Here is a 16,809-nt window from a genome sequence, read left to right as displayed (position 1 = left end):
CAGTGAAGTCTGGGATTCTGGCACCGTGAAGTCCAGCCGACTCGTCTCGATCCTCCTGCTGCTCCAGACCCGGGGCCGGATGACCGCCGCCCAGCTCGCCGAGGAGCTGGAGGTCTCGGTGCGCACGGTCTACCGGGACGTCGAGGCGCTCGGCGCGGCGGGCGTCCCGCTGTACGGCGACGCGGGCCACGCCGGCGGCTACCGCCTGCTCGACGGCTACCGCACCCGCCTGACCGGCCTCACCGCAGGCGAAGCCGAGGCCCTCTTCCTGGCCGGCGCCCCCGGCCCGGCCGCCGAGCTGGGCCTCGGTTCGGTCCTCGCCGCCGCTCAGCTCAAGGTGCGCGCGGCCCTGCCGCCCGAGCTGCGCGCCCACGCCGACCGGATCAGCGGCCGCTTCCACCTGGACGCGCCCGGCTGGTACGCGGACGCCGACGACGCGCCGTACCTCCCCGCGGTGGCCGAGGCGGTCTGGAACAGCCGTGTGCTGCGTGTCCGTTACCGCCGCTGGGCCGAACCGACCGATGTGGAGCGATGGTTGGAGCCGTACGGGCTGGTGCTGAAGGCGGGGCGTTGGTATGTCATTGCGGGAGTCGCCGGAGTTGGGGGAGCGGCGAGAGCCGCGGGATCCGGGCCGCGCACCTTCCGGGTCGATCAGATCCTCGAACTGGTCACGTCCGACGAGGAGTTCACGCGTCCCGAAGCCTTCGATCTGGCGGCCTACTGGACGGCGTACCAGCGCGACTTCCACGACCGGCTGTACCGGGCGGAGGCGGTGGTGCGGATCGCTCCCGGCGTGACGCTGCCCAGGGCGGTGAACGTCCGCACGGATGCGGCCGGTTGGACCCTCGTCCGAGTCCCCGTCGAGTCCGTCGAGCGGGCGCATGGCGAGTTCCTGCGCCTGGGCACGGACATCGAGGTCCTCGAACCGCCCGAGCTGCGTGAACGCATCGCCCGAACGATCGCGGAACTGGCCGGAAGGTACGGCAACGCGGCGATCGAAAGGGACGCGTGAGAACCGGGCGGCCCCCACTGCGAGGGAGGGCCGCCCGGTCGGTCGGCCCCGTCGTCCGGTGACGAGGCCTCGTACACGGAGCCTTGACAAGCGCTTCCTGGAAGGACGGTGCGTCTCCCATGCCCTTTCAAGGGGCGCGGGGAACTGCGCGACCAGCCACAAGGGACCGCGGTCGACCACCGCCCTTCGCGCGGAGCGCCTGGCGGGGCGGTTATTCAAGAAGCTCCGCATACGAACCCATGGCCATGGCGATGTCCGCCTGGGCCCAGAACCGGTGATACGTGAACGACGGAGCCGCGCCACCCGCGAGATACGCCTCGATCTTCGACCACGCAGGGTCGTTCTTGTAGAAGGACCGCAGCGAGGCGAACGTCGACGAGGAGTTGATGACATCCCCGTTCGGCATCTTCCCGCTCCACCCGCTCGGCACGTACACCGAGTCGTCGAACCGGTTGTAGTCCGCCCGCGTCTCCGGCACGGCCACACCGAGCCCGTCCTGGTAGTTGGCCCACATGCCGTCCAGCAGCGCCTTCGCCACCGACTTGGCCTCCGTGTCACCGGACTTCGCGCCGTAGTACGTCAACGTCTTGGCATAGGCCGCGGCCACCCCGACGTCATCCGTGTAATCGGCGACGGTGACATGAAGTCCACTGTTGGCACCGGGACTTGACGCGTTCCACGTGTCCGGTTGCCCCGACCACTGCAGCGTGGACGGAATCCGATACGTCCCGTCCGGATTGATCGTGGTCTTGGACAGCGCCCAGTCGACCCACTTGTCGAGAACCGCTTTCGCGCTCGCGTTCCCCGTCTGCTGGTAGTACTCGGCGACCCGCTCCATCGACCACGCCTGGAAACCGAACCACTGGTTGGACGGCGGATCGTGATAGACGGGCTGCTGGTCGTAGTACATGCCGTAGAAGGTCGACGTCCCGGCCGGCGGAGTCGCGTACCGCCCCGCCCAACTGTTGGTCGCCCCACCCGCGATGGCCCCTTCGTTCGACTGCAGCCAGCGGTAGAACTCCAGTTGCCGGGTGAGTGAGGTACTCCAATCGGCGGCACCCGTCGACGACTTGGGCTTCAGATCCGCGTACGAGCTGAGCGCGTATGCCGCGAGTGGGTTCTGATAGCCACCGTGCACATGGCTCGACCCGATCCGCCAGGCCCACCCCGCACTCGTGTCCGTCGCGCCGCCCCACGCGTAGTACCAGGACAGCAGGTACGACGAGGAGTTCTTGCCGGTTCCGGCCGGGCAGGTGGACGGTCCGACGCAGTTGCCGATTTTCTTGAAGTACTTGTCGTACATGGCATAGCGCAGGTAGTCGCCCATCTTCGCGGCCTTGCCGACGGTCGCGGAGACGTCACCGCCCTTGCCCTGCGCCTTGGCCCACACGTCCGCCCAGTACGCGGCCTGCACGGCACGCGCGTCGGCGTCCGGGGCGTCGGTGTACTTCCACTGCCTGGAGTACGACGAGTCGCCCGTGAACAGGTCCAAGTACCCGTTCGTTCCGCCGTACTTGAACGCGTCGCAGGTCGGCTGCGGCACCGTCTCCCACACCGACTCCTGCGCGCCGCGCTGGAAGGTGTTGATGTACGACGGGCCGTCGGCCGTCGGTCCGGCCTCGCAACCGCCGCCCGGTGTGTCCCCGTACCCGTAGACGTTGTCGACGTCCTGCAGCCAGTGCATGCCGTACACGTCGTCCGTGCCGTACGCGCTCTTCAACTCGCCCGCGATCGGGTCCGAGCCGACCGGGACGCCGGTGTCGAGCTTGGCCGGGTACTCGTTCGGAGTGTCCAGCTCGGGCGCGTAGGTCGCCGGTTTCGACGCGTTGTAGAAGGAGTTGGTGGGCTGGTCGGCGTGGGTGGGGATCATGTACTTCTCCATGAGCGCCCACGCGCCGTTGAACTTGGACCAGTCACCGGTGACCTTGCCGTACATGGCCTGCAACCACAGCAGGTAGCTGTACGCCTCCGACGTGGTCTCATGGCCCTGGTCCGGCGCCTCGACGATCAGCGTCTCCACCGAGTGGTACGGGACGCCCTCGGGCGAGAAGTAGCCGTTCGCCGGGTTGGTGATCTTCCCGTAGAGATCCAGGAAGCGGGCGTCGTACGCCTTGGAGGCCGCCAGCTCCGTCACCGTGACCGTCGCCTTGGTGTGGCCGGTCGCCGACGACTCGAAGGACGCCGAACCCGTGCCGGAGGCGTCCGCGGTGATCGTCACCGTCTGCGCCGTGCTCCAGTTGGCGGGCGTGAAGGTGAGCGTCGCGCCGCCGGTGACGGACAGACCGGTGTTGCCGCTCGCGCGGGCCGTCGTGACGGTGACGTTGGCGGTCGGCTGCGTCGACAGCTTCACCGCGAACGTGCCCGACTTGCCCTGCTGGACGCCCAGTTGGGTGGGTGAGGCGACCACGGCGGGGCCCGAGGCGACCGTGATGCCGACCGGTGTCGACGACGCGGACGCGCCCAGACTGTCGTACGCCTTCGCCACCAGGGAATGGCTGCCGACGGCAAGTCCGGTGGCCGAGAACGTGAACGGCGCGCTGGTGTCCGTGCCGAGCAGCGTCGTGTCGTCGTAGAACTCGACCTTGCTGATCGTCGCGCTGTCCGCGGCGGCGGCCGTCGCCGCGAGCGGGACCGCGGTGCCCTGCGTGTAGACCGCGCCGGCCGTGGGGCTGGTCAGCACGGTGACCGGCAGCTGGTGCGCGCCGACACAACTCGTGCCGTTGATCGCGAAGTTGCTCGGCGCGGTGTTGGTGCCGGAGTACGAGAACTGCGCACCTGTCGAGACGGCCGCGCCCGCCGCGATCGTCCCGTTGTAGGAGGCGTTCTGCACGGTGATCGACTGGCCGGACTGCGACCAGGTGCCGTTCCAGCCGTTCGAGAGCTTCTGGTTGCCGGCGTAGGCGTACGTCAGCGTCCAGCCGCTGATGGCGTCCGTGCCGCGGTTGGTGAGCGTGAGGTCCGCGGTGAAGCCGGAGCCCCAGTCGTTCGCCTTGTAGTCGACGCTGCACTGAAGTGCCGCTGCCTGAGCGGGTGTTGTGCCGGTACCGGGCATCGTGAGGGGAAGTGCGAGGGCGGCCACGACGGCGGTCCACAGGCGCCGCGCGCGGCGGCGTCTCCTGCTGGGGTGCATGTGCTGGTCCTCCTTGCGGCTCTGAGGGGGGAGCTCTGAGAGGCGGCTCTGAAGGGGGTGGGGGGTCGAGCAGCAACAAGCCTTGAACCAGTGGGAGCGCTCCCATAGTGGGGACGGGGGTGAGGGCGGTCAAGGTGCTTGAAGAGTCGAAAAAATTCGACAGGGGTGAACTGATGGAAAGTCAGGGAAAGTGTGAGGCCCCCCTGTCCTTTGCCGTCACTTGGCGCTAGCTTCGTTGACACCAGTGGGAGCGACTCCATCAGTCGACGCGTCCGTCACGACGCGCCCGAGCTGCAAGGACTCGCTCATGCGACACCCTCCGCGTTCAGTACTTTTACGTAAGTCCGCCGCGCGACCTCGGCGCCGGTTGCCCCTGCTGACCTGCTTTTCTGCTGGGGGTCCGGGGGTTATCCCCCGGAATGTTGCAGCAGCCGCCGCCGGAGCGGTCGCCCTTGTCGGGGCCATGACCATTCCGGTCGTCACGGCGCACGGAGCAACACCCGCCTGCACGGTGCAGTACACCGTCACCAGCCAGTGGGACACCGGCTTCCAGGGCTCGGTGACGATCACCAACAACACGGCGGCCGTGAGCAGTTGGAGCCTCGCCTTCGACTTCGCGAGCGGCCAGAAGGTCACCCAGGGCTGGAACGCCAAGTGGTCCCAGTCCGGCACGACGGTGACCGCCGCCAACGAGAGCTGGAACGGCGCGCTCGGCACCGGCGCGAGCGTGAGCGCCGGGTTCCTCGGCTCCCGGTCGGGGACCAACGCCGTACCGACGTCGTTCAAGCTCAACGGGACCGTGTGCAACGTCGATTCACAGCCGCCGACCGATCCGACGGATCCCACCGATCCACCGGATCCGGGTGACGGCACCGCACCCGCCCTGCACGTCTCCGGGAACAAGCTCGTGGACGCAGGCGGGGCCACTCGACGCCTCCTCGGCGTCAACCGGTCCGGCGGCGAGTTCATGTGCGTCCAGGGCTACGGGATCTGGGATGGTCCCGTGGACGACGCGGCGGTCAAGGCGATCGCCGACTGGAAGGCCAACACCGTCCGCATTCCGCTCAACGAGGAGTGCTGGCTGGGCCTTTCCAACATCAAGCCCGAGTACGGCGGCGCCAACTACATCGCCGCCGTCAAGGACCTGGTGGCCCGCGTCGAGGCGCACGGCATGACGCCGGTCGTCGAACTGCACTGGACCTACGGGCAGTACACCGGCAACTCGGCCGGCTGCTCCGACGTGCACGCCACCTGCCAGAAGCCGATGCCGGACATGCAGTACACGCCGTCCTTCTGGTCCTCGGTCGCGAGCACCTTCAAGAACGACCAGGCGGTCGCCTTCGACCTGTTCAACGAGCCCTACCCGGACCGTGCCACCTCCACGACCACCCAGGCGTGGCAGTGCTGGCGCGACGGCGGCACCTGCCCCGGCATCTCCTACGAGGTGGCCGGTATGCAGGACCTGGTCGACGCGATCCGCGGCACGGGCGCCGCGAACGTCATCATGGCCGGTGGGCTGGCCTATTCGAACGACCTCAGCCAGTGGCTGACGTACAGGCCCACCGATCCCAAGGGCAATCTCGTCGCCGCCTACCACGTCTACAACTTCAACACCTGCGCGAGCGAGAGCTGCTGGAACTCCACGCTCGCCCCGGTGGCGGCCCAAGTGCCGCTGATGGCAGGGGAGATCGGCGAGAACACCTGCTCCCACGCCTTCGTCGACCGGGTCATGAAGTGGTTCGACGACCGGAATCTCTCCTATCTGGGCTGGACCTGGAACACCTGGGACTGCTCCTCGGGTCCGTCCCTGATCTCCAACTACGACGGCACACCCACGTCGTACGGCATCGGACTGCGCGATCACCTGCGCGCCCTCAACGGATAGGAAACCCGCACTCATGAGCCGTACCAGAACAGCGATACTCGCCGCCCTGGCGCTGGTCGCCGGGGCCACCGGGACGGCGGCCGCCGTCGTGCCCGGCGACGCCGGGATCGCCGCGATCCCGTGCAGCGTCGACTACAAGGTGCAGAGCCAGTGGGACGCCGGCTTCACCGCCGCCGTGACGGTGACCAACAACGGCGCCGCCAAGAGCAGTTGGGCGGTGAAGTGGTCGTACGCCGGAAACCAGAAGGTCACCCAGGGCTGGAACGCGAAGATCAGCCAGAGCGGAGCGGGCGTCACCGCCGCCAACGAGACGTACAACGGGAGCCTGCCGAGCGGCGGTTCGGTCAGCTTCGGGTTCAACGCCTCCTACAGCGGGACGAACGCGCTGCCGACCACGTTCACGCTCGACGGGGTGACCTGCAACGTCGACGACGGGGGCGGGGGACCCACGGATCCGGGCGACCCCGGTGATCCGTCCACCAAGGTCGACAACCCGTACGCCGGCGCCAAGGTGTACGTGAACCCGGAGTGGTCGGCGAAAGCAGCGGCCGAGACCGGTGGCAGCCGGATCTCCAACCAGCCCACCGGCGTCTGGCTCGACCGTATCGCCGCGATCAACGGCGTGAACGGCGGCATGGGTCTGCGCGCCCACCTCGACGCGGCCCTCGCCCAGAAGGGCAGCGGCGAGGAAGTCGTCCAACTCGTCGTCTACGACCTGCCCGGACGGGACTGCGCGGCCCTCGCCTCCAACGGCGAACTCGGCCCGACGGAGATCGACAAGTACAAGACGCAGTTCATCGACCCGATCGCGGCGATCCTCGCCGACAGCAAGTACGCGGGCCTGCGGATCGTCACCACCATCGAGATCGACTCGCTGCCCAACCTGGTGACCAACACCGGCAGTCGGGCCACCGCCACGCCGGCCTGCGACACCATGCTGGCCAACGGCAACTACGTGAAGGGCGTCGGCTACGCGCTGGCCAAGCTCGGCGCGATCCCCAACGTCTACAACTACATCGACGCGGGACACCACGGCTGGCTCGGCTGGGACGACAACTTCGCCCCCTCCGCCACCCTGTTCAAGCAGGCGGCGACCAGTGAGGGCGCGACCGTCGACGACGTGCACGGCTTCATCACCAACACGGCCAACTACAGCGCCCTGAAGGAGAACAACTTCACCGTCAACGACACCGTGAACGGCACGTCCGTGCGTCAGTCCAAGTGGGTCGACTGGAACCGGTACGTGGACGAGCTGTCGTACGCCCAGGCCTTCCGTACGCAGTTGGTGTCGGTGGGCTTCAACTCCGGTATCGGCATGCTGATCGACACCTCCAGGAACGGCTGGGGCGGCACGGCGCGGCCCACCGGGCCGGGCGCGACGACCAGCGTGGACACGTATGTCGACGGCGGGCGCTATGACCGCCGGATCCATGTCGGGAACTGGTGCAACCAGTCCGGGGCGGGTCTCGGTGAGCGGCCGAAGGCGGCTCCGGCGGCCGGGATCGACGCGTATGTGTGGATGAAGCCGCCGGGGGAGTCGGACGGGTCCAGCACCGCGATCCCGAACGACGAGGGCAAGGGCTTCGACCGGATGTGCGACCCGACGTACACCGGTAACGCGCGGAACGGGAACAGCATGTCTGGGGCACTGGCGAACGCGCCGTTGTCCGGGCACTGGTTCTCGGCGCAGTTCCAGCAGCTGATGCAGAATGCGTACCCGCCGCTCTAGGCTTTGGCGGGTGGGTTGAGTTTTGGCTGCGGGCCGGTTGTGGCTGGTCGCGCAGTTCCCCGCGCCCCTTCGGGGGCGTGGGGGTCAGCCCTCTTTTGGCATAGGACCCGGCGACTTTGTTGCCGACACGGCAATCGTCGTTGCCGTTTCTTGGTGAGCCGGAGCAGTCTGGAGCCGTATCCGGACGAGAGGCTTCCTTCCATGGCGCACGACCACGGTCACGATCATCACCACCACACCGACCTCGACTGGGCCGCGATGGCGCCGCGGCTCGAAGCGCAGGCCGAGCTGTTCACGTCGTTGTACGAACGGGCCCTGGCCTGGCTCGCCGACAAGCAGACGGAACCCGGGCTGATCGTGGACGCGGGCAGTGGCCCGGGTGTCGTCGCCTGTCTGCTGGCCGAGGCCTTTCCGGGCGCCCGGGTCGTCGCGGTCGACGGTGCCGAGCCGCTCCTCGACCGGGCCCGGTCCCGCGCCGACCGGCTCGGCGTCGGCGACCGCTTCGGCACGCTCGCCGGTGAACTGCCCGGTGTTCTGGACGAGTTGGACTACCCGGCCGATCTGTTGTGGGCCAGCCGCAGCCTGCACCACCTCGGTGACCAGCGGGCCGCGCTCGCCGCCTTCGCCGCCCGGCTCGCGCCCGGCGGCACGCTGGCCCTGATGGAAGGCGGCCTGCCCGCGCGTTTCCTGCCGCGTGACCTCGGCTTCGGACGCCCCGGGCTGCAGGCGCGGCTCGACGCGCTGGAGGAGGAGTGGTTCGCCGAGATGAGGGCGAACCTGCCCGGTGCCGTCGCGGAGGCGGAGGACTGGCCGGCGCTCATGGCCTCGGCGGGCCTGCGCCCGACCGGCACCCGTACCTTCCTCCTCGACCTGCCCGCCCCGGCCAAGGACCGCGCCCGCGCCTACATCGCCGACACCCTCACCCGCCTCCGCGACGGCTTCGGCGACCACCTCGCCCCGGACGACCGCACGACCCTCGACCGCCTTCTGGACCCGGACGACAAGGCGAGCGTCCACCACCGCCCGGATGTGTTCGTGCTGGCCGCGCACACCGTGCACACGGCGGCACGGGCCGCGTGAGGCCTACGGTCCTCAGCAACCGCCCGGCCGTGCGTACACCGTGATCCGCGCGCCCCGCAGCCGTCGGGTACCGCACTCCACGAAGTCCTCGGCCAGCACCTCCCGCTTGGTGGCCTCCTGCGCCGTTCGGTCGACAGGCCGGCCCGCCGGATCACGCAGCGCGACGATCCGGGTCGCGGCGCGCATGCGGGCGCGGATGTCCGATGCCGGCAGCTCCGTGCCGTACAGGGTGTGGGAGGCGGCCGGGGGGCCGGACAGGGCCAGGTCGGGCAGCGGGCGGAAGGGGCCGGGGTCGGGCAGTGACCAGACCCGGCGCCGGGACGGCAGATAGACGATGCCGTCTGCGCCTCGGCCCGCGTCGCGGACCGCCTCGGCGATCGCGGTGACATCGTCGGTACGGCTGTGCGGGGTGCGCAGGTCCAGGGTCACCGGCAGCAGGACGAGGACCGCGGTGCCGGCCGCGAGGAACGCGCCGGCGCGGATGCGGCCCCGCGCGCGGATCAGCCGGTCGAGGGCCGCGCCGACCAGCAGGGCCGTCCCGGCGTGCGCGTAGAGGACGTAACGGTCCACGTACAGCGGCTTGACCAGCGAGAACAGGAGAAGCAGCAGGGGCGGGAGCACGAGGAGGGACAGCGCCGGCGCGATCGGGTCCCGGCGGCCCGCGCGGCGCAGCACCCCTGCGCAGGCCAGCCCGAGCGCCGCCACCCCGGCGAAGCCCAGGATCGCGCCCGCCCCGATCCCGCCGATCCACGCCACCTGCTCGGTCTGGCGGGTGCTCAGTACCACCAGTGGGGCGAGGCAGACACAGACGCCGGCCATCACGCGTGCTCCGGTCGCGCGGGCGCCTCTCGGCAGCGCCGACAGGTGCGCGGGCAGGGCGAGTACGGCGAACTCGTGCACCGCGCACGCGGCGAGCGCGACGGCGCCGTAGGCGAGCCAGGCGCGGCCGGTGCCCGTTCGCACGGCTCGTAGCAGCAGATACGTCGCCCAGACGACCAACGCGCAGACCAGCGCGTACGAACGGCCCTCCTGCGCGTAGCGCTGCACCGGCGGCAGGAGGACGAAGACGACTCCGGACAGCAGGCCCGCGCGCGGACCGGCGAGGCGGTGTCCCAGCAGCGCCACCGTCCCGGCCGCCGCCGTGAGCGCCAGCAGCGAGGGCAGCCGGAGCACGAGCAGCGGATCCGCTCCGCCGGACAGCGCGAACAGGCCGTGCATCAGCAGGTAGTACAGCCCGTGCACGGCGTCCGCGTGACCCAGCGTCGCCCCCAGGTCGGGCAGCGAGCGCCGTGCCATGTCGTACGTCACCGCCTCGTCCCGCCACATGCTGCCGCCGCGCCGCAGGCCCCACAGCCCGAGGGCGAGGGAGAGGGCGACGGGGGCCAGGACCACGGTCGCGGGAGTGCGGGCGGGGCGGGCGACGCGGGTGGTGTGGGTGTCCCGCGGCCGGACGGGTGGGGCGAGTTGCTCGGGTGCGTGGGTCGTGGCGATGGTCGGCTCCGGTGCGTGGCAGTGGTCGCGAACAGGCATGCGGGATCGCGAGAAGGCATGCGAGGGTTCGCGAAGCGGCGCGTGTCACCGACGAGTTCAGAGGTCGGGGGATTGTTGGGCAGCCCCCGTCCGGCGCGCCGAACAATTCGACAAGCGGGTTGTTAGCGTGTGGAGCGACCGTGGCGAAGGGGGAACGCACATGGGACGCAAGGAGAAACCGCTTGATCCGGGGGACGGCGTCGTCCAGCGGTTCGCCTACGAACTGCGCAAGCTGCGCGACGAGGCGAACAGTCCGACGTACCGCGAGATGGCGCGCCGCGCGGGCTACTCGGCCCCGACCCTGTCCGCGGCGGCGGGCGGTGAACGGCTGCCCAGCCTGCCGGTACTGCTCGCCTACGTCAGCGCGTGCGACGGGGATCCGGCGGAGTGGGAGCGGCGCCTGCGCGAGGCCGTCGCCGAGGCCGCCGACGCCCGCGCGAGCGACGACACGGAGTCGGCGGACAGCCCCTATCCCGGACTCGCCCGCTTCGAGACCGGTGACGGCGAGCACTTCCATGGTCGTGACGACCTGACCGCCGAGCTGCTGCGGCTCACCGGCCGTTCGCGGTTCGCGGCCGTTGTCGGCGCGTCGGGCAGCGGCAAGTCGTCGTTGCTGCGGGCGGGGTTGATACCGCGGCTGCGGGAGCCGGGGGCAGCCCACTCCCGGCAGTCGGAGGGAGTCGGCTTCCGGCCTGCCGCCATCCGGCTTCTCACGCCGGGCCCGCATCCGGCCCGCACCCACGAAGCCCTCTTCGCGCCCCATGACTCGCCCGGCGACACCCTGTTGGTCGTCGACCAGTTCGAGGAGGTCTTCACCCTCTGCGCCGACCCGGCCGAACGCACGCGATTCCTCGGCCAGTTGCTGCGCGCGTGCGACCCGACGTCACGCCTGCGCGTCCTGCTCGCCGTGCGTGCCGACTTCTACGGCCGCTGTGCCGAACACGGGCCACTGGCCGAGGCGTTGCGGGACGCCACGCTGCTGGCCGGGCCGATGACGGCGAGCGGGCTGCGGGAGGCGGTGGTACGGCCGGCCGCGGCCCGTCGGCTCGTCGTCGAGCGGGCGCTCACCGCCCGGATCGTCGCGGACGTCGCCGACGAGCCCGGCGGACTGCCCCTCATGGCCCACGCCCTGCGCGAGGTCTGGCGCCGGCGCACCGGCAAGACGCTCACCCTCGCCGCTTACGAGGCCGTCGGTGGCATCCACGGCGCCGTCGCGCACACCGCGGAAGAGACCTACGCACGGTGTACGCCCGCCGAGGCCGCCGCCGTCCGTGCCCTGCTGCTGCGTCTGGTGAACCCCGGCGAGGGCACCGAGGACACCCGACGACCGGCGAAGCGGGCGGAGCTCGACGCCGACGGCACCACCGCTCATGTCCTCGAACGTCTTGTCCGCGCGCGACTGTTGACGGTCGACGGCGACACGGTCGACCTCGCCCACGAGGCGTTGATCGGTGCCTGGCCAAGACTGCGCGCCTGGATCGACGAGGACCGCGAGCGGCTGCGCCTGCACCGCCGGCTCACCGAAGCGGCCGGTGCCTGGGCCGAGTTGGGCCGGGACGCGGGGGCGCTGTACCGGGGGATACGGCTGTCCGAGGCCCGGGAGGCGTTCGGGGACGGAGCTGAGGAACAAGACGGCGGCCGGGCGCGGGAGTTGAACCCCCTCGAACGCGACTTCCTCGCCGCCGGCGTCGCCGCGTACGAGCAGGGCGTACGGTCCGCCGTCCGCGCCGCCCGCCGGCTGCGCACCCTCACCGGCGCCCTCGCGGTACTGCTCTGTCTGGCCGTCGTCGCGGGCGTGTCCGCGTGGCGGCAGGGCGGGGTCAGCGCCCGGCAGCGCGACGAGGCCGAGGCCCGGCGGGTCGCCGCGCAGGCGGACACCCTGCGCGCCACCGAGCCGCGCACCGCGATGCGCCTCGCGCTCGCCGCGTGGCGCACCGCCGATCTGCCCGAGACCCGCCAGGCGCTCAGGACGGCCGCCGCGCAGAGCGAACAGGACGAGTTCACCCAGCCCGAGGAGGGCGGCCGGGCCCTCAACGCCCCCTCCTGGCTCAGCCGGGACGGACGGATCCTCTCAACGGTGGTGCACGACAAGGTCCTTCAGTGGGAGGTGCCGAGCCACCGGCAACTGCGCTCGGTGCCGCGCCACGCGCTGTCCGCGAACGTGATCGACGTCAGCCCGGACGGTCGCCTGGTCGCGTACCGGGACCCGCGCGGCCACGGCGTGCTCATCGGCGGACTCACCGACGGCAGCACACGTCGGCTCGGCACCACCGCGTGGGACAGCTCCGACGGTGGATTCGGGCCGAGCGGGCACACATTCTTCCAGCGCAGTCCCGGGCGCGGTTCGGCACAAGGGCGCGCGACGCTGGAGATGTGGGACGTGCGCACCGGGCGGGTGCTGCTGCGGTACGAACGGGGCGACGACGACGGCGGGTTGCCGGCGCTGAGCCCCGACGAGCGCTACATCGCGTGGTGCACGGACGTCGACGGGGAGCTGCAGGTCCTGGACGCCGTGCGCCGCCGTCCGGTGACGACTCCGGTGCCGGCGTCGACCGAACGGGCCCTGTGCCGGGGCGACGAACTCGTCTTCACCCCGGACAGCCGGGGCCTGGCGACTGCCGCCTCCGACGGGATCGTGACCTGGGACCTCCGCACGGGCCGGGAACGAGCCCGACTGCCGCTGGGCGGCGGCGGAACCGCCGTGGAGTTCGCCGGTCCCTACGCCCTGACATGGAGTTCGGGCGGCCTCGCCCTGTGGCGCACCGACCTGCCGGAGCCGACGGACGACAGCCTGCGCGAACCGCTGCTCACCTTCCCCGTCGCCTCCTCGTCCGTCGGCAACATCCGGCTCGACATCGCGGCCGGGGTGCTGCGCTACGAGGAACGCGGCCGGACCAGCGTCGTACGGACCTTCTCGGTGCAGGGGCTGATCGATGGGGCCTGGCGCGGGAAGGCGGCGACCGTCGCCGCGTTCGACCGGCGGGGACGGCCGGTACCGCATGTGGCCGTCAAGGACTCCGGACCCGTCGCCGTCGACCCGACCGGGCGCACCGCGCTGACCGACGAGGGCACGCTCGTCGACGCCGCAACCGGCAAGCGGCGCACGGGAGACGGGGGAGTCAAGGGCGAGGACCTGCTGACCGCCGCCGCCTTCAGCCCGGACGGGCGGTACGTCGCCGTGGCCGACTTCCAGGACCGCGTCACCCTGTGGGACGCGCACGACTGGCGCAGGATCGCCGTGCTGAAGGCGCTCGGCACCGCGCGGCACAGGGCGGCGCTGGCGTTCTCCGCCGACGGTTCGCTCGTGGTGGCCGGGGCGCCGGACGGCTCCGTCACGGTGTGGGAGACGGCGACGCCCACCCTGCCCGCGGCGACGCTGCCGGCGGGGGACGGGCCGATCCTCGCCGTGGGCCTCGCGTCGGACGGCTCCCAGGTACGTGTCGCCACGCCTCATCTGGCCGACCGGGCCCGCCCGTTGGCGCCGGAGCGAGCAGCGGCCACGGTGTGCGAGCGGGCGGAGGGAGGACTGAGCAGGGTGGAGTGGGACCGGTTCTTCCCGTCCGCGGGATACAAGGACACGTGCGGGGCCTGACGCGGGACGTCTGTGGCGCCCGGGGCCGGAGCGGTGCGCGGTCCGATGCAGGGACGGCTGCCGTCCTTGACATCGAGCGCGCTCCAACTGATCTACTCCCACCGTCACTGGGACACAGGGGGTACTCACATGACCGACTCTCCGGTCGCACTCATCACCGGCGGCGGCAGCGGCATCGGTGCCGCCGTCGCGCGCCGACTGCTCGACCTGGGGCACCGGGTGGCCGTCACCGGTCGCGGCGAGGCACGGCTGCGCGGTTTCGCCGCCGAACTCGGCGACCCGGACGGCCTGTTGACGCTCGTCGGCAACGCGGCCGACTACGACGACGTCCAGGCGGCCGTCGCGACCACGATCAAGGAGTTCGGGCGGCTGGACACGGTCGTCGCCAACGCCGGTTTCGCCTCCCACGACACGGTGGCGGAGGGCGACCCGGCCGGCTGGACCGACATGGTGCTGACCAACGTGCTCGGCCCCGCGCTCCTCGTCCGGGCGTCCATCGACGCCCTCAAGGAGACCCGGGGCCGGATCGTGCTGGTGGGCAGTGTCGCCGGGTTCGTGAACGGCCCTGGCAACATCTACGGGGCGACGAAGTGGGCGGTGACCGGTCTCGCCGAGAACACCCGGCGGCAGGTCACCGACTGGGGCGTGGGCGTGACCCTGGTCGCCCCGGGCCGCGTGGAGACGCCGTTCTGGGACGGCAACGGACTCCCGCCCGGGCACCTGCTCACCGCCGACCAGATCGCGGAGACGGTCGTGTGGGCCGTCCGGCAGCCCGAGGGTGTCGACATCAACACCGTCGTCGTACGGCCGCTCGGACAGCCCAACTGACCGCCGGTCCTCTCTCGTTCCCGGCTAGTTGTTCGCCAGGAACTGTTTCGCCAGGCTGTCCCCCAGCGTCACCGCCGCGCCGTGGTTCTCGATGGGGGACACCTTGGAGTTCTTGAACAGGATGTAGGTGACGCCGGAGTCGGTGCCGCCGGTCTCGGGGTTGGGGTCGATGCCGAGCGCCGAGGCGGTGGCGTAGGAGGCCTCGCCGATGATGTTCGTGGGGCCGGTGTCACCCACGACGGCGTACTCGACCTTGTTGTTGTAGATCACGGCGACCACGCCGCCGCCCTTGATGCCCGCGCTGGAGTAGTTCCAGATGCTGCTGGTGCTGGGCACGACGACGTAGGGCAGCGAATCGGCCCGCAGGGGCTGGCCGTTGGACTGGTGGAACGCCGTGTCGTCCTGGTACCACGGGTCGGTGGACTCGCTGCACTTCGCGGTGCGCTGGCCGTCGCAGTCGATGTCCATGTCGGCCTTCCAGAACACGGCGCCGTTCTTGCCGCACACCGGAATGGTGGCCGAAGTCTCGTCGTCGGTGCGGTACTTGCCGTTGGAGATCTGCTGACACGACGTCACCTTGGCCAGCAGGGAGGCCGCGCTGACCGAGCCCTCCTGGGTGGACGCCGGGCCTGCGGAACCGTTCGCCTGGGCCGGGAGCACACCGGCCGCGAGAAGTGCGGCACCGGAGGCCGCGGCGAGGGTCAGTGTTCGTATGCGCACTGGTGGGGGACCCTTCTGTTAGGAAAGTTTCCTTACCGGGTGCGGTACAAGGTGGCCCCATCGACGTGTCCGCGTCAACCCCTGTGGCGTTCTTTTGGTACGGACCTGGTCTGCCGTACGGGTGAGGGTGCTGCCGGTGAGCGGACGCGGGTACACCAAAGGGCCGCCCGTCCTGGGTGGACGGGCGGCCCTGAAGGGGTCGGGTGCGGTCAGCCGGCGTTGAACGTCGACGGGTCCGGGCCGAGGCGACGGTCCTCGTTCAGTGCGCTGATCGCCGCCAGGTCCTCGGTGTCCAGGCTGAAGTCGAAAACCTCGATGTTCTCCTTGATCCGGGACGGCGTCACGGACTTCGGGATCACGACGTTGCCGAGCTGGAGGTGCCAGCGCAGCACGACCTGGGCCGGGGTGCGGTTGTGCTTCTGGGCGATGGCGATGATCGCCGGGACCTCCAGGAGGCCCCTGCCCGAGCCGAGCGGCGACCAGGCCTCGGTCGCGATGCCCTGCTCCGCGTGGTACTCGCGCGCCGCGTGCTGCTGGAGCTGCGGGTGCAGCTCGATCTGGTCGACCGCCGGGATGACCGACGTCTCCTCGATGAGCCGCCTGAGGTGCTCCGGCTCGAAGTTGGAGACACCGATCGCCCGGACCCGGCCGTCGGCGAGGAGCTTCTCGAACGCCTTGTACGTGTCGACGTAGTTGTCCTTGGCCGGGGTCGGCCAGTGGATCAGGTACAGGTCGAGGTGGTCCAGGCCGAGCTTCTCCAGCGAGGTGTCGAAGGCGCGCAGCGTGGCGTCGTACCCGTGGTCGGCGTTCCAGAGCTTGGTGGTGACGAACACGTCCTCGCGAGGGACGCCGGAGGCGGCGATGGCCCTGCCGGTGCCCTCTTCGTTGCCGTAGATCGCCGCTGTGTCGATGCTGCGGTACCCGGCCTCGAGCGCGGTGGCGACCGCCCGCTCCGCCTCGTCGTCCGGCACCTGCCAGACGCCGAAGCCCAGCTGGGGCATCTCGACGCCGTTGTTGAGGATGATCGGGGGGACCTTGCTGCTCACGAGCTCTCGATCCTTACGGTTGTGGTCAGGTGGCACTCCCATGGTCAACGATTACGGGCCGTGATGCATTCCTGACCCCGAAATCCGCGCAGAATCCGCTCGAACTGACCGGCGGTTCAGTTCGGGGCGTCGAGATTGGCCGGAAACCATCCGACCTCCTGGGCTCGAACCATTGACCGTGCCCCGTCATGCCGGGACTCTGGATCGCGCTGTCGGACGTATCGATGAACCCGGTGCATGCATGTGAACAGCGCCTG

At 70.5% G+C, this 16,809-nt stretch carries 10 protein-coding genes; 6 read left to right on the top strand and 4 right to left on the bottom strand.

What is annotated here, in order from left to right; genetic code table 11:
* Window positions 1-25: 25 nt before the first annotated feature.
* Window positions 26-1,012, top strand: coding sequence for a helix-turn-helix transcriptional regulator (locus tag ACIQI8_RS06345; protein ID WP_402345461.1), 987 nt, complete (start codon window positions 26-28; stop codon window positions 1,010-1,012).
* Between the two features lie 211 nt (window positions 1,013-1,223).
* On the opposite strand, the gene ACIQI8_RS06340 is transcribed toward ACIQI8_RS06345, so the two are convergent.
* Window positions 1,224-4,142: a glycoside hydrolase family 48 protein gene (locus ACIQI8_RS06340; protein WP_402345460.1), complete on the bottom strand. Its 2,919-nt coding sequence runs from the start codon at window positions 4,140-4,142 to the stop codon at window positions 1,224-1,226.
* 463 nt (window positions 4,143-4,605) lie between these two features.
* Here ACIQI8_RS06340 and ACIQI8_RS06335 point away from each other — a divergent pair, with 463 nt between their 5' ends.
* From ACIQI8_RS06335 to ACIQI8_RS06325, 3 genes are all read left to right on the top strand, one after another.
* Window positions 4,606-6,027, top strand: coding sequence for a cellulose binding domain-containing protein (locus tag ACIQI8_RS06335; RefSeq protein WP_402345458.1), 1,422 nt, complete (start codon window positions 4,606-4,608; stop codon window positions 6,025-6,027).
* Window positions 6,028-6,040: 13 nt separating this feature from the next.
* Window positions 6,041-7,756, top strand: a complete 1,716-nt coding sequence (locus tag ACIQI8_RS06330) for a glycoside hydrolase family 6 protein (RefSeq protein WP_402345456.1) — start codon at window positions 6,041-6,043, stop codon at window positions 7,754-7,756.
* 201 nt (window positions 7,757-7,957) lie between these two features.
* The gene (locus tag ACIQI8_RS06325; RefSeq protein WP_402345454.1) at window positions 7,958-8,836 is read left to right on the top strand and encodes a class I SAM-dependent methyltransferase; all 879 of its coding nucleotides are present in this window, start codon (window positions 7,958-7,960) and stop codon (window positions 8,834-8,836) included.
* Window positions 8,837-8,848: 12 nt separating this feature from the next.
* On the opposite strand, the gene ACIQI8_RS06320 is transcribed toward ACIQI8_RS06325, so the two are convergent.
* Complete coding sequence (locus ACIQI8_RS06320) at window positions 8,849-10,366, bottom strand: glycosyltransferase family 39 protein (RefSeq protein ID WP_402345453.1); 1,518 nt, start codon at window positions 10,364-10,366, stop codon at window positions 8,849-8,851.
* Between the two features lie 160 nt (window positions 10,367-10,526).
* On the opposite strand from ACIQI8_RS06320, the gene ACIQI8_RS06315 reads away from it, so the two are divergent.
* Together ACIQI8_RS06315 and ACIQI8_RS06310 are read left to right on the top strand one after the other, a co-directional pair.
* Complete coding sequence (locus ACIQI8_RS06315) at window positions 10,527-13,958, top strand: hypothetical protein (RefSeq protein WP_402345452.1); 3,432 nt, start codon at window positions 10,527-10,529, stop codon at window positions 13,956-13,958.
* Between the two features lie 129 nt (window positions 13,959-14,087).
* A complete protein-coding gene (locus tag ACIQI8_RS06310; RefSeq protein WP_402345450.1) occupies window positions 14,088-14,786 on the top strand; it encodes an SDR family oxidoreductase in 699 nt (232 codons plus the stop codon).
* Between the two features lie 24 nt (window positions 14,787-14,810).
* Here the strand turns inward: ACIQI8_RS06310 and ACIQI8_RS06305 are convergent, their stop codons facing one another.
* Both ACIQI8_RS06305 and ACIQI8_RS06300 read right to left on the bottom strand, forming a co-directional pair.
* Window positions 14,811-15,506, bottom strand: coding sequence for a glycoside hydrolase family 75 protein (locus tag ACIQI8_RS06305; RefSeq protein WP_402345448.1), 696 nt, complete (start codon window positions 15,504-15,506; stop codon window positions 14,811-14,813).
* A 209-nt stretch (window positions 15,507-15,715) separates the two neighbouring features.
* Window positions 15,716-16,552, bottom strand: coding sequence for an aldo/keto reductase (locus ACIQI8_RS06300; RefSeq protein ID WP_402345447.1), 837 nt, complete (start codon window positions 16,550-16,552; stop codon window positions 15,716-15,718).
* Window positions 16,553-16,809: the final 257 nt, after the last annotated feature.

The sequence above is a fragment of the Streptomyces sp. NPDC092369 genome (assembly GCF_044755245.1).
Lineage (GTDB): Bacteria > Actinomycetota > Actinomycetes > Streptomycetales > Streptomycetaceae > Streptomyces.
The sequence above is the reverse complement of the archived record's forward strand: the minus strand, read 5'-3'. Positions and strand labels throughout refer to the sequence as shown.

Bases quoted from the DNA above. Each gene is read 5' to 3' on its own strand.
- ACIQI8_RS06330 (WP_402345456.1), top strand. From the start codon at position 6,041: ATGAGCCGTACCAGAACAGCGATACTCGCCGCCCTGGCGCTGGTCGCC.
- ACIQI8_RS06315 (WP_402345452.1), top strand. From the start codon at position 10,527: ATGGGACGCAAGGAGAAACCGCTTGATCCGGGGGACGGCGTCGTCCAG.
- ACIQI8_RS06335 (WP_402345458.1), top strand. From the start codon at position 4,606: ATGACCATTCCGGTCGTCACGGCGCACGGAGCAACACCCGCCTGCACG.
- ACIQI8_RS06310 (WP_402345450.1), top strand. From the start codon at position 14,088: ATGACCGACTCTCCGGTCGCACTCATCACCGGCGGCGGCAGCGGCATC.
- ACIQI8_RS06325 (WP_402345454.1), top strand. From the start codon at position 7,958: ATGGCGCACGACCACGGTCACGATCATCACCACCACACCGACCTCGAC.
- ACIQI8_RS06340 (WP_402345460.1), bottom strand. From the start codon at position 4,142: ATGCACCCCAGCAGGAGACGCCGCCGCGCGCGGCGCCTGTGGACCGCC.
- ACIQI8_RS06320 (WP_402345453.1), bottom strand. From the start codon at position 10,366: ATGCCTGTTCGCGACCACTGCCACGCACCGGAGCCGACCATCGCCACG.